Raw genomic sequence first — 12,455 nt, forward strand, 5'->3', positions numbered from 1 at the left:
CCGCGTACGGGCGCGTCACCGTGCGCCGTTGACGCGGTGGAAACCGGCCCGGAGAGTGGTAATCCCACGCGAGGGGGACATGCGCGGCGCCGGCGCCGTGCCGCGGATCGGGGGGCTGCCGTGGGGGTCGACAGGGGTGGGTCCGGCACGAGGCTGCCGTGGGTGGACATCCTGCTGTCCGCGATCGCGTCCGTGAGCTGGGCACTGATCGGGATGGCCGGCACGGCCGCGCTCGGGCTGCGGCTGCTCCAGGCGGACTCGGCCGGTTCGCTGGGGCCGATGACCGCGGCGGTGGTGGCCCTGGGAGCGGGTGGTTCGGTCACGCCGTCCGGTGACGTGTCCGCCTACGGGCTGACCGGCGCGGAGGCCACCACGGCCATCGAGATCACGCCATTGGGAGTGAGCCTGGTCGGCGCGCTCCTTCTGTCATATTTCTTCCTACGGTCCCTGCGCGCGGCCGGAGTTGTGATCCGCGCGTCCGAACTCCTCGCGCGCGCGGGCGCGGTGGTCGTGCTCTTCGTGGCGGCACTGGGCGGGCCGGCCTGGGCCGGGCACGACGTCGTCACGATCGACGGCGGCGCGCTCGGCCTCGACGACCTGCCCGGCGGCCCGGGGTCCGGGGGCATCGAGATTCCCGGGCTCGGTGACGTGGGGGACGTCGGCGGGCTGCTGCCCGAGCGGGTGGGCGATCTGAACGACGCCGAGGCGGCCGTGGGATTCGGCGTCGACACGGCGCCGACCCTGCTCGGCGGGCTGGTCTGGTCCGCCGGCGTGCTGCTCGTCGCGCTGCTGGCCTCCCGCCGCACTCCCTTGCCGCGCGGCTGGGACGTGGTGCACCGGGTCGTACGGCCGGCCGTGTCCGCGCTCGTCACGGTGCTGCTGGTGGCCGTGGCGGCGGGGCTCGCCGCCACGGCCTACGCGGCGATCGGCGACGACCGTCCCGGGCGGATCGCCGGGGCGGCGCTGCTGGGCGCGCCGAACGGGGCGTGGCTGGGCATCCCCGTCGGCCTGTTCGTGCCGTGGCACGGGGAGGCGTCGGGCGCGCTCACCCGGTTCCTGCCGGATCCGCTGGACGACCTGCTGGTCGGCTCGGACCAGCCGGTCACCCTCGGGCGGCTGGCGGAGCTGGACGGCCGGGTGTGGCTGCTGGGCGTGGCCGCGGCCGTCATGATGCTGCTGGCGGGGGTCCTGGTGGGGGTGCGGACACCGCTGCGGACAGCCGCGGGAGCGGGAACGCCGGCAGGGGGCGTACGGGCTGTCGGTGCGCTCGGGTTCGCCGCGCGGTGCGCACTGCGGCTCGGGTGCGTGACCGCGGTGGCCCTGCCGTTGCTGGGGCGGCTGACGGAGGTGTCCGTGGACGCCTCGCTTTCCGTGCTCGGCTTCGACGCGTTCGGGGCGGGAGCGGAGCTGCGCGGCGATCCGGGGATGGCGCTGCTGCTGGGGGCGCTGTGGGGTGCCGCGGCCGGGGCGGCCGGAGCGCTGTCGGCGTACGCGAGCGGGGCCGCGGGGCGGCGGGCGGCGCCGATGGCACGCGGTGACGTGACGGCCGGGGCACGTGGGTACGGGGCGGCCTCGGGGCCGTACGCCGCCAGTACGCCGTACCGGCCGCCGAACCCCGACACGAACCCCTACCTGCGACTGCCGGAGGAGCTGCGGGAGCCCAGGGACGCGCGGCCGCCGGGTCGGGTGGAGGGCGACGGCGAGGCGCCGGGGGGCGGCGACGGGTACGGAGAGGACATGTTCGGGGCGCCTACAGTGACGCGGCCCTTCGAGCCGCCGTCGCCGCGGGTACCCCGGGGGGCGCCGGAGGTGCCGGGGCATCCGGGAGCGCGGGGGGTGCCACCGCCCGGAAGGGGCATTCCGGGGCCGCCTTCAGGGTCGTCCTCCGGGGCGTCCTCCAAGGAGGACAGCTCGCCGCCGCCCGGACCGCCGCCGCCTGGCACTCCACGGCCTGGCACTCCGCCGCGGGGAGCTCCACCGCCCGGTCCCCCGCCGCAGGAGAGGCCACCTCCTGCTCCCCCGCCTCCGGGGCCGCCGAGGCGGGGCAGGTAAAACGGGGCCGGTGAGACGGGCGATCACGACGCCGGCCATGCACGTGTGATCAGGGCGCTGCTGAGGCGGTCGTCAGGCGGCGCCCGTGAAGCGGTCGTGAGGCCCGCACCGGTGACGCTGTCGGCAGGCGGGCGCCAGTGACGCAGTCGGCAGGCGGGCGCAGGTGACGCAGTCGTCAGCAGGCACCGCTGAGGCAGTCGTCCGGCGGCGCCCGTGAAGCGGTCGTGCGGCCCGCACCGGTGACGCAGTCGGCAGGCGGGCGCCGGTGAGGCGGTCGGCAGGCGGGCGCCGCTGAGGCGGGCGGCAGGCGGGCGCCGGTGACGTGATGTGACTGGGCCGGCCGCGGATGCGCGTCCGCCGATGTGCCGCAGGCGGGGCGGGGCGACGGATGTCCCTTGCGAGGGCGCCGGTGGTGAGGCGCGCGGCGGTGACGTGGTGCGTGAGGGCGGGCGTGGGCGGTCTGTCAGGCGTTCGCCACCGGAGCGCCATCCAGGGTTATCGAGTGTTACGTGTCCGTCAGACGGACCTCGCGGGCGATCGGCACTCCGTGCCGGTTACCTTGGGAACACCATGAGCGCTTCGCAGACCTCTGACGTCCCGACTCTCCTTGTCAAGATCTTCGGCAGGGACAGGCCGGGCATCACGGCCGGACTCTTCGACACCCTCGCCGCCTTCTCCGTCGACGTGGTCGACATCGAGCAGGTCGTGACGCGAGGCCGGATGGTGCTGTGCGCGCTCGTGACCGAGCCGCCCAAGGGCCTGGAAGGCGAGCTGCGGGCGACCGTCCACAGCTGGGCGGAGTCGATGAAGATTCAGGCCGAGATCATCTCCGGCCACGGCGACAACCGGCCGCGCGGCCATGGCCGGTCCCTGGTCACCGTGCTCGGGCATCCGCTCACCGCCGAGGCCACGGCCGCGATCACCGCGCGGATCACCAAGGCCGGCGGCAACATCGACCGCATCTTCCGGCTCGCCAAGTACCCGGTGACGGCCGTCGAGTTCGCGATTTCCGGCGTCGAGACCGAGCCGCTGCGCACCGCCCTGGCGGTCGAGGCGGCGGCTCTCGGTGTGGACGTGGCGGTCGTGGCGGCGGGTCTGCACCGGCGTGCTCAGCGGCTGGTCGTGATGGACGTGGACTCGACACTCATCCAGGACGAGGTGATCGAGCTCTTCGCCGCGCACGCCGGCTGTGAGGCCGAGGTCGCCGAGGTGACGGCGGCCGCGATGCGCGGGGAGCTGGACTTCGAGCAGTCGCTCCACGCGCGCGTGGCGCTGCTGAAGGGGCTCGACGCGTCGGTGGTGGACAAGGTGCGCAGCGAGGTGCGGCTGACCCCGGGCGCGCGCACGCTGATCCGCACGCTGAAGCGGCTCGGCTATCAAGTGGGCGTCGTCTCGGGCGGGTTCACCCAGGTCACCGACGATCTCCAGGAGCGGCTGGGCCTCGACTTCGCGCAGGCCAACACGCTGGAGATCGTCGACGGCAGGCTGACCGGCCGGGTCACCGGCGAGATCGTGGACCGGGCGGGCAAGGCGCGGCTGCTGCGCCGGTTCGCCGCGGAGGCGGGCGTACCGCTGGCGCAGACGGTGGCGATCGGTGACGGCGCCAACGACCTCGACATGCTGAATTCGGCCGGCCTCGGGGTCGCCTTCAACGCCAAGCCGGTGGTGCGCGAGGCCGCGCACACCGCGGTGAACGTGCCCTTCCTGGACACGGTCCTCTATCTGCTCGGAGTCACCCGCGAGGAGGTGGAGGCGGCGGACGCCCACGAGGGGGACTGAGGCCTCCTCCCACCGTCCCCTCCCCCTCGTCCCCTCCCCCTGTCTTCGCTGTGCTCGCCTTCGTGGGGCCCGGTGCCGTGCGGCGCCGGGCCCCGGGGTGCGCGGAGGGTCACTCGGACGGAGCCCAGTAGTCCACCAGGGTGGCCACCCCCGGTTCCAGGGACTTCCAGGACCCGGTGAAGGACAGCACGGCGAAGGCGGCGGCCGGAAAGCCGCGGCGGCTCATTCGCTCGCGGGCGTCGCTGTCCGCCGAGCCGGACAGCACCTCGGCGAGGCCCTGCACGCCCGGGTTGTGGCCGATCAGCAGGACGTTCTGCGCGTCGTCGGGGGTCTCGTTGAGCACGGCGATCAGCTCGCCGGGCGAGGCCTCGTAGATCCGCTCCTCGTAGACGGTCCTCGGCCGGTGCGGGAACTCGTGGACGGCGAGTTTCCAGGTCTCGCGGGTCCGGGTCGCCGTGGAGCAGAGGGCCAGGTCGAAGGAGATACCGGAGTCGGCCAGCTTGCGGCCGGCGACAGGGGCGTCCTTGCGGCCCCGCTCGGCGAGCGGCCGCTCGTGATCGTTCACCTGTGGCCAGTCGGCTTTCGCATGCCGGAAGAGGACAATCCTGCGGGGTTCAGCGACGCTCATGAGGTCCAGCTTCGCATGAAACAGGCCATGGGGCGCAGGGAGTTGACGGGCGTCCTGGGGCGTGCTCAGCGCGATATCAGCTGATGAGCGCGCTCGACGAGGTGGGCGATCGCCGGCTCGCCGGTCGCGGCGTGGGCGTCGGCGGGGTTCAGGATCAGTGCCAGCAGGGCGACGAAGGCGAGCGCCGGCAGGGCGAGGGCCCACCAGGGCAGCCGGATGTCGGCACGGCCCGTGGTCGCCGAGCGGGGCCGGGTGTGCGTGCTGGCCGGCATGCTGCCTCCGTGGTCCGTCCTCGATGGGCGGTGGCCCGGATCCCCCGGCCACCCTTCGAAGCTACGGAAACCGCAGCCGCCAACCCATCCGGTGATCCACCCACTTGACCCTGGTCCTCACCCCCTAGGGGATGGGGGGCCAAGCCCACCCTCCCGGCCCGCGGGGCCGGGGAAGGCGTCATGGTGAGGCGATCCTCACGGTGAGGCGATCGTCGCGATGACGGCGATGATCACGAAGATGGCGAGGAACGAGCCGAAGACGAGCAGCATCTTCTTCTGGCCGTTGCGGGGATTCGGGTCGAGCACTGGCATACGGCAAGTCTCGCACCCCGCTCCCCGGCGGGACCCGCGGGGGTCAGCGAGCCGCCTCGTCCTCCACGGTGCGGTCCCGCCCCGCGAGGATGCCCACCGCCATCTGCGGGACCATCAGCGCGGCCATCAGCGCGAGCGGCAGGCCCCAGCCCCCGCTGTGCTCGTACAGGACGCCCACCAGGAGCGGCCCGGGGATGGAGATCAGATAGCCGGTGCTCTGCGCGAAGGCCGACAGCTGGGCGACGCCCGCGCCCGTGCGGGCACGCATCCCGACCATGGTGAGAGCCAGCGGGAAGGCACAGTTGGAGACGCCGAGCAGCAGCGCCCAGGCCCAGGCGCCCCCGGCGGGCGCGAGGTACAGCCCGGCGTATCCGGCGAGGCCGCAGATGCCCAGCGCGACGGCGATCGGGCCCTGCCGCGGGAACCGGGTGGCGAGCCGCGGGATGACGAAGGCCAGCGGTACGCCCATCACCATCGTGACGGCGAGGAGCACTCCGGCAGTGCCCGCGGCGACGCCCGCGTCGCGGAAGATCTGCGCCATCCAGCCCATCGTGATGTACGCGGCGGTGGCCTGGAGCCCGAAGAAGACGGCCAGCGCCCAGGCGGTACGGCTCCGGGTGACGCGCAGGGCGGGTGCCGGGGTGGTCTCCTCGCGTGTGTGCGGCGCGCGTCCGGGCGCCTCGGCGGCGGGCGCCGGCCCCCCGGCGCGTACGCCGCCCCCATCCCGTACGAAGGGAATCCACGGCACCACGGCGGCGGCCGCCAGTGCCGCCCACACCGCGAGCCCCGACTGCCAGCCGCCGCCCATGGCCGCGGTCACCGGCACGGTCACCGCGGCCGCGAGGGAGGTGCCGAGGGCCAGCGCCATCGAGTACAGGCCGGTCATGGAGCCGACCCGGTCCGGGAACCAGCGCTTGACGATGACCGGCATCAGCACGTTGCTGACCGCGATGCCCATCAGGGCGAGGGCGCTGGCGGCCAGGAACCCGGCCGTGCCGCCCGCGTACGGCCGGACGAGCAGGCCGGCGGCGATGGCCGCCATACCGGCGCACACGACGGCGCCCAGCCCGAAGCGGCGGGCCAGCCGGGGGGCCATGACGCCGAAGACGGCGAAGCAGAGCGGCGGCACGGAGGTGAGCAGACCGGCCACGCCGCCGCTCATGCCGAGCCCGTCGCGGACCTCCTCCAGGAGAGCGCCGAGGCTGGTGATGGCGGGGCGGAGGTTCAGCGCGGACAGCACGATGGCGACGACGACCAGGCGCATGGTCCACGCGCGCGCGGGAGGCGCCCCGGCCGCCGTTCCGCTCCCCGCGCGCGCGGGTGAGGCTTGCGCCGCGCCCTGCGGCCCGTCCGTGGCCGTAGTGCGTATGCCGGGGTGGGTCTGTGTCCGGGTTTCCTCGCCTGCCATGCCGCCCATCATAGAATCATGGGATGATTGGTTGTCCATCCCGGTGCGGTCCGCGGCCGCCGTTCCCGTGCGAAGGTGTGCCATGCCTCTGACCCATCCCCGGCGTTCGGCGCTGTCCGAGCAGGTCATCGCCGAACTGCGCAACCAGATCGCGTCGGGAGAGTGGCCGGTCGGCTCGCGCATCCCGACGGAGCCCGAGCTGGTCGAACAGCTCGGGGTCGCCCGCAACACGGTCCGCGAGGCCGTCCGGGCGCTGGCGCACAACGGGCTGCTGGACATCCGCCAGGGCTCCGGCACGTACGTGGTGGCCACCAGTGAGCTCGCCGGCGTGATGCACCGCCGTTTCGCCGGCGCCGATCCGCGGCACATCGCCGAAGTGCGCTCCACTCTGGAGTCGGCCGCCGCGAGGCTGGCCGCCGAGCGCCGCACGGAGAAGGACCTCAAGCAGCTCGACGCGCTGCTGCTGCGGCGCGAGGAGGCCTGGCAGTCGGGCGACGCGGAGGCGTTCGTCTCCGCGGACGCCACCTTCCATCTGGCCGTGGTGGCCGCCTCCCACAACGACGTGATGACCGCGATGTACGCCGACCTGGGCGAGGTGATGCGGGACTGGCTGCGCGAGGACGTCGGCGAGGAGCTGACGCCGGAGACGTACATGGACCACGGCCGGCTGCTGGACGCCATCCGCGCGGGCGACGCCGGGACGGCGGCCTCCGAGGCGGCGGGCTACCCCTTCCAGTGCCGCCCGGGCCGGGTCAGCTCCCCCGGTTCTGGTGGCTGACCCACGCCGAGCGGACCTCCATCCAGCAGCGGCCGGTCAGCCGCACGGTCATGGCGGGCTCGGCGTCCACGGGGGCGCTGTCGGTGTCGAGGTCCCACCATCGGTCGCACTCGATGTGCAGCCGGACCCGGTCGATGTCCACATAGGGGTTGTGGCAGTGGGCGACCACGTGGGAGCCCTCGACGCTGGTACGGCACGTGGCCCCGAACGGCGTCGGCTCCCGCGATTCCCCGCCCGCCACGCGCGGGTGCGGCACCGCGTCGTACGGCGTGAACAGGACAAGGGCCGCGGCGGCGGTCACTGAGGCCAGGCTGCGGTACAGGCGCACAAGGGAAACCTCCTCGGCCGGGCTGGGGAGGGTGCGTGGTGAACGCCTCTCCAGAGTGCCTGGCAGCCCCAGGCTCCCGCCCGGCCGGATGGGCCGAACGGGGGACATGCCAAGAGCCCGCACCCGGGCCGGATGCGGGCCCTCGATCAGCGATGACCGGCGATGACCGGCGGATCGCCAGGCGGTCGAGCCGTCAGGCGCCGGTGGTGATCGCTCAGGCGCCGATGGCGTGCAGACCGCCGTCCACGTGGATGATCTCGCCGGTGGTCTTCGGGAACCAGTCGCTCAGCAGCGCGACGACGCCGCGGCCGGCCGGCTCCGGGTCCTTGAGGTCCCACTCCAGCGGGGAGCGGTTGTCCCACACGGACGCCAGCTCGCTGAAGCCCGGGATGGACTTGGCGGCCATGGAGCCGAGCGGGCCCGCCGAGACGAGGTTGCAGCGGATGTTCTGTTTGCCGAGGTCGCGGGCCATGTAGCGGCTGGTGGCCTCCAGGGCGGCCTTGGCGGGGCCCATCCAGTCGTACTGCGGCCAGGCGAACTGGGCGTCGAAGGTGAGGCCGACGACCGAGCCGCCGTTCTGCATCAGCGGCAGGCAGGCCATGGTCAGCGACTTCAGGGAGTACGCCGAGACGTGCATGGCCGTGGCGACGGACTCGAACGGCGTGTTGAGGAAGTTGCCGCCGAGCGCGTCCTGCGGCGCGAAGCCGATGGAGTGCACGACGCCGTCCAGGCCGCCCAGCTCCTCACCGACGACGTCGGCGAGGCGGTTCAGGTGCTCGTCGTTGGTCACGTCGAGCTCGATGACCTTGGTGGGCTCGGGCAGCTTCCTGGCGATGCGCTCGGTCAGCGTGGGCCGCGGGAACGCGGTGAGGATGACCTCGGCGCCCTGCTCCTGGGCCAGCTTCGCGGTGTGGAAGGCGATGGAGGCCTCCGTCAGCACACCGGTGATCAGGACACGCTTGCCCTCGAGAATTCCGCTCATGGTGATCAGTGACCCATTCCCAGTCCGCCGTCTACGGGGATGACGGCTCCAGTGATGTACGAGGCGTCGTCCGAGGCGAGGAACCGCACCGCCGTGGCGATCTCCTCCGGCTGCGCGTACCGCCGCAGCGGCACCTGCGCCACGTACTCGGCGCGCTGCTCGTCGGACAGCACCCGGGTCATGTCGGTGTCGACGAAACCAGGTGCGACGACGTTGAAGGTGATGTTGCGCGAACCCAGCTCACGTGCGAGCGACCGCGCGAAGCCGACCAGCGCGGCCTTGGAGGCGGCGTAGTTCGCCTGGCCCGCCGAGCCGAGCAGCCCGACCACCGACGAGATCAGGACGACGCGGCCCTTCTTGGCGCGCAGCATGCCGCGGTTGGCGCGCTTGACGACCCGGAAGGTGCCGGTGAGGTTGGTGTCGATGACCGAGGTGAAGTCCTCCTCGGACATCCGCATCAGGAGCTGGTCCCTGGTGACGCCGGCGTTGGCGACCAGGACCTCCACGTGGCCGTGCTCGGCCTCGATCTCCTTGTAGGCCTGCTCCACCTGTTCGGGGTCGGTGATGTCGCACTTGACGGCGAGGAAACCGGCCGGCGGCTCACCCGAGCGGTATGTGATCGCGACCTTGTCGCCGGCGTCGGCGAATGCGCGGGCGATGGCGAGGCCGATGCCCCGGTTGCCTCCGGTGACGAGAACCGAGCGGCTCAACGGATCACCCTTTCGATAGCGGTCTGGTACCCCCGCCCGAACACCTGGATGGCAGGCGGCTACACCGAAAACCTATCGGTCGGCAAGGGTCGCGGGACATTCGGGCACCGACAGTGGCTGTGGTGACTCACTGTCGAATCCCTACAGAAAGTTGCGTTCGCCGGACGGAAACGTGTGGTCCGCGGGACCGCTCCCGCGACATGATCGGACCCGACCGGCGACGACATCGGACCCGACCGGCGACGACAGCAGGGAGAACCTCGGTGCCCCATACCATCGACGAAGCCTTCACGGCGCTTCCGCTACGCGCTCTGGCGGACGCCGCGCTCGCACGCGCGCGTGCGCTGGGGGCGGAGCATGCCGACTTCCGGCTGGAGCGGGTACGCAGCGCCTCCTGGCGGCTGCGGGACGGCAAGCCGTCCGGATCGTCGGACACCACCGACCTCGGGTACGCGGTACGGGTCGTGCACGGCGGGACGTGGGGGTTCGCGTCCGGTGTGGACCTGACCATGGACGCCGCCGCGAGGGTGGCGGGGCAGGCCGTCGCGATGGCGAAGTTGTCCGCGCAGGTGATCAGGGCCGCCGGGTCGGACGAGAGGGTGGAGCTCGCCGCGGAGCCCGTGCACGCGGACCGGACGTGGATCTCGTCGTACGAGATCGACCCGTTCACCGTGCCCGGCGAGGAGAAGTCGGGGCTGCTGGCCGAGTGGAGCGGACGGCTGCTCGCCGCCGACGGGGTCGACCATGTCGACGCCTCACTGCTCACGGTGCGCGAGAACAAGTTCTACGCCGACACGGCCGGGACCGTGACCACCCAGCAGCGGGTACGGCTGCACCCGCAGCTGACGGCCGTGTCGGTCGACGAGTCGACCGGCGAGTTCGACTCCATGCGTACCGTCGCGCCACCCGTCGGACGCGGCTGGGAGTACCTCACGGGCACCGGCTGGGACTGGGACGGCGAACTCGCCGAGCTGCCCGGACTGCTGGCCGAGAAGATGCGCGCGCCGAGCGTGGAGCCGGGCCCGTACGACCTCGTCGTCGACCCGTCCAACCTGTGGCTGACCATCCACGAGTCGATCGGGCACGCCACCGAACTGGACCGCGCACTCGGCTACGAGGCCGCCTACGCCGGCACCTCCTTCGCCACCTTCGACCAGCTCGGCAAGCTGAGGTACGGCTCCGAGCTGATGAACGTCACCGGTGACCGCACCGCCGAGCACGGGCTGGCCACCGTCGGCTACGACGACGAGGGTGTCGAGGCGCAGTCCTGGGACCTCGTCAAGGACGGCACCCTCGTCGGCTACCAGCTCGACCGCAGGATCGCCCGCCTGACCGGGTTCGACCGGTCCAACGGATGCGCCTACGCCGACTCCCCCGCGCACGTGCCGGTGCAGCGAATGGCCAACGTGTCGTTGCGGCCGGATCCGGCCGGGATGTCGACCGAGGACCTCATCGGGGGTGTGGAGCGGGGCATCTACGTCGTCGGTGACCGGTCCTGGTCGATCGACATGCAGCGCTACAACTTCCAGTTCACCGGCCAGCGCTTCTTCCGGATCGAGAACGGACGGCTCGCGGGACAGCTGCGGGACGTCGCCTACCAGGCGACGACGACCGACTTCTGGGCCTCCATGGCGGCCGTCGGCGGTCCCCAGACGTATGTCCTGGGCGGCGCCTTCAACTGCGGCAAGGCCCAGCCCGGCCAGATCGCGGCCGTGTCGCACGGCTGTCCCTCCGCCCTCTTCAGGGGCGTCGACATTCTGAACACCACGCAGGAGGCCGGTCGATGAGCGCCCCGACGAAGAAGCCGCACGAGATCGTCGAGCGCGCCCTGGAGCTGTCCAGGGCCGACGGCTGTGTCGTGATCGCCGACGAGCACTCGACCGCCAACCTGCGCTGGGCGGGCAACGCGCTGACCACGAACGGCGTCACGCGCGGACGGACGCTCACCGTCGTCGCGACCGTCGACGGCAAGGAGGGCACGGCGTCCGCAGTGGTGTCCCGGTCGGCGGTGACCGCGGACGAGCTGGAGCCGCTGGTGCGGGCCGCGGAGGCCGCCGCGCGCGGCGCCGGACCGGCCGAGGACGCGCAGCCGCTGGTGACGGGCGTGCCTCGGTCGCCCGACTTCTCGGACCCGCCCGCCGAGACGTCGTCCGCCGTGTTCGCCGGCTTCGCACCGGCGCTGGGCGAGGCCTTCGCACGCGCGCGTGCGGGCGGCCGCGAGCTGTACGGCTTCGCCAACCACGAGCTGACCTCCAGCTATCTGGGCACCTCGGCGGGCCTGCGACTGCGGCACGACCAGCCGAACGGCACGCTGGAGCTGAACGCGAAGTCCCCGGACCGTTCCCGCTCGGCGTGGGCCGGGCGGTCGACCCGGGACTTCAAGGACGTCGACCCGGCGGCGCTTGACGCCGAGCTGGCCGTACGCCTGGGCTGGGCCGAGCGGCGCGTGGAGCTGCCCGCCGGGCGGTACGAGACGCTGCTGCCGCCGACCGCGGTCGCGGACCTGCTGATCTACCTGATGTGGTCGGCGTCGGGCCGGGACGCGGTGGAGGGCCGGACCGTGTTCTCCAAGCCGGGCGGCGGCACGCGCGTGGGCGAGCGCCTCACCGGCCTGCCGCTGACCCTGCGCAGTGACCCGAACGAGCCGGGCCTGGAGTCCGCCCCCTTCGTGCTCGCGCACTCCTCCGGGGGCGACTCGTCGGTGTTCGACAACGGTCTGCCGCTGACGCCCACCGAGTGGGTCGCCGAGGGCGAGCTGAGGCATCTGCTCACCAGCCGGCACAGCGCGGGGACGACCGGGCTCCCGCTGGCGCCGGGCATCGACAACCTGATCCTCGAGAACGGGGGCGAGGGCCGCTCCCTGGACGAGATGGTCGCGGCCACCGGGCGCGGGCTGCTGCTGACCTGCCTGTGGTACATCCGCGAGGTCGACCCGGCGACCCTGCTGCTGACCGGCCTGACCCGCGACGGCGTCTACCTCGTCGAGAACGGCGAGGTGACCGGCGAGGTGAACAACTTCCGGTTCAACGAGTCGCCGGTGGGGCTGCTCGGCCGGGCCGTCGAGGCCGGGCGCACGGAGAAGACGCTGCCGCGCGAGTGGAGCGACTGGTACACCAGGGCCGCGATGCCGCCGCTGCGGATCCCCGATTTCAACATGAGCTCGGTCAGCCGGGGCGTATAACCTCGTAGGCGGCGGTCACCCGACT

The 12,455-nt window shown here is 72.8% G+C and carries 12 protein-coding genes; 5 read left to right on the forward strand and 7 right to left on the reverse strand.

Annotation, left to right across the window (positions count from 1 at the left end; translation table 11 throughout):
- Positions 1-153 precede the first annotated feature (153 nt).
- Together ACGF8A_RS23830 and serB are read left to right on the forward strand one after the other, a co-directional pair.
- Positions 154-2,052 (forward strand): streptophobe family protein, encoded by a 1,899-nt coding sequence (locus ACGF8A_RS23830; protein ID WP_393111574.1) that lies wholly within the window; start codon positions 154-156, stop codon positions 2,050-2,052.
- A 570-nt stretch (positions 2,053-2,622) separates the two neighbouring features.
- Positions 2,623-3,831: a phosphoserine phosphatase SerB gene (serB, locus tag ACGF8A_RS23835; RefSeq protein WP_393111329.1), complete on the forward strand. Its 1,209-nt coding sequence runs from the start codon at positions 2,623-2,625 to the stop codon at positions 3,829-3,831.
- A gap of 109 nt (positions 3,832-3,940) precedes the next feature.
- Here serB and ACGF8A_RS23840 read toward each other — a convergent pair whose 3' ends face one another.
- The 4 genes from ACGF8A_RS23840 to ACGF8A_RS23855 all read right to left on the reverse strand — a co-directional run bounded on the left by ACGF8A_RS23840 (position 3,941) and on the right by ACGF8A_RS23855 (position 6,451).
- On the reverse strand, positions 3,941-4,459 hold the full coding sequence (locus ACGF8A_RS23840; protein WP_393111331.1) for a SixA phosphatase family protein: 519 nt from the start codon (positions 4,457-4,459) through the stop codon (positions 3,941-3,943).
- 65 nt (positions 4,460-4,524) lie between these two features.
- Entirely contained in the window at positions 4,525-4,731 is a 207-nt protein-coding gene (locus tag ACGF8A_RS23845; RefSeq protein ID WP_393111333.1) for a hypothetical protein, read from the reverse strand.
- A gap of 195 nt (positions 4,732-4,926) precedes the next feature.
- Entirely contained in the window at positions 4,927-5,043 is a 117-nt protein-coding gene (locus ACGF8A_RS23850; RefSeq protein WP_266726844.1) for an SGM_5486 family transporter-associated protein, read from the reverse strand.
- Positions 5,044-5,086: 43 nt separating this feature from the next.
- A complete protein-coding gene (locus ACGF8A_RS23855; protein ID WP_393111335.1) occupies positions 5,087-6,451 on the reverse strand; it encodes a CynX/NimT family MFS transporter in 1,365 nt (454 codons plus the stop codon).
- Between the two features lie 82 nt (positions 6,452-6,533).
- Here ACGF8A_RS23855 and ACGF8A_RS23860 point away from each other — a divergent pair, with 82 nt between their 5' ends.
- A complete protein-coding gene (locus tag ACGF8A_RS23860; RefSeq protein WP_393111337.1) occupies positions 6,534-7,229 on the forward strand; it encodes a FadR/GntR family transcriptional regulator in 696 nt (231 codons plus the stop codon).
- On the opposite strand, the gene ACGF8A_RS23865 is transcribed toward ACGF8A_RS23860, so the two are convergent.
- From ACGF8A_RS23865 to fabG, 3 genes are all read right to left on the reverse strand, one after another.
- The gene (locus tag ACGF8A_RS23865) at positions 7,204-7,557 is read right to left on the reverse strand and encodes a hypothetical protein (RefSeq protein WP_393111339.1); all 354 of its coding nucleotides are present in this window, start codon (positions 7,555-7,557) and stop codon (positions 7,204-7,206) included. The genes ACGF8A_RS23860 and ACGF8A_RS23865 overlap by 26 nt on opposite strands.
- 214 nt (positions 7,558-7,771) lie before the next feature.
- Positions 7,772-8,539, reverse strand: coding sequence for an enoyl-ACP reductase FabI (gene fabI / locus ACGF8A_RS23870; protein WP_393111341.1), 768 nt, complete (start codon positions 8,537-8,539; stop codon positions 7,772-7,774).
- Positions 8,540-8,544: 5 nt separating this feature from the next.
- Entirely contained in the window at positions 8,545-9,249 is a 705-nt protein-coding gene (fabG, locus tag ACGF8A_RS23875) for a 3-oxoacyl-[acyl-carrier-protein] reductase (protein WP_393111343.1), read from the reverse strand.
- 263 nt (positions 9,250-9,512) lie between these two features.
- On the opposite strand from fabG, the gene ACGF8A_RS23880 reads away from it, so the two are divergent.
- Entirely contained in the window at positions 9,513-11,036 is a 1,524-nt protein-coding gene (locus tag ACGF8A_RS23880; protein WP_393111345.1) for a TldD/PmbA family protein, read from the forward strand.
- On the forward strand, positions 11,033-12,430 hold the full coding sequence (locus ACGF8A_RS23885; protein WP_393111347.1) for a metallopeptidase TldD-related protein: 1,398 nt from the start codon (positions 11,033-11,035) through the stop codon (positions 12,428-12,430). The genes ACGF8A_RS23880 and ACGF8A_RS23885 overlap by 4 nt, the downstream gene beginning before the upstream one ends.
- The last annotated feature ends 25 nt before the right edge of the window (positions 12,431-12,455 follow it).

The sequence above is a fragment of the Streptomyces sp. NPDC047706 genome, from assembly GCF_043204795.1.
Lineage (GTDB): Bacteria > Actinomycetota > Actinomycetes > Streptomycetales > Streptomycetaceae > Streptomyces.

Excerpts from the sequence above, each read along its gene's own strand:
- serB (WP_393111329.1), top strand. The coding sequence starts at position 2,623 with ATGAGCGCTTCGCAGACCTCTGACGTCCCGACTCTCCTTGTCAAGATC.
- ACGF8A_RS23840 (WP_393111331.1), bottom strand. The coding sequence starts at position 4,459 with ATGAGCGTCGCTGAACCCCGCAGGATTGTCCTCTTCCGGCATGCGAAA.
- ACGF8A_RS23845 (WP_393111333.1), bottom strand. The coding sequence starts at position 4,731 with ATGCCGGCCAGCACGCACACCCGGCCCCGCTCGGCGACCACGGGCCGT.
- ACGF8A_RS23850 (WP_266726844.1), bottom strand. The coding sequence starts at position 5,043 with ATGCCAGTGCTCGACCCGAATCCCCGCAACGGCCAGAAGAAGATGCTG.
- ACGF8A_RS23855 (WP_393111335.1), bottom strand. The coding sequence starts at position 6,451 with ATGGCAGGCGAGGAAACCCGGACACAGACCCACCCCGGCATACGCACT.
- ACGF8A_RS23860 (WP_393111337.1), top strand. The coding sequence starts at position 6,534 with ATGCCTCTGACCCATCCCCGGCGTTCGGCGCTGTCCGAGCAGGTCATC.
- fabI (WP_393111341.1), bottom strand. The coding sequence starts at position 8,539 with ATGAGCGGAATTCTCGAGGGCAAGCGTGTCCTGATCACCGGTGTGCTG.
- ACGF8A_RS23885 (WP_393111347.1), top strand. The coding sequence starts at position 11,033 with ATGAGCGCCCCGACGAAGAAGCCGCACGAGATCGTCGAGCGCGCCCTG.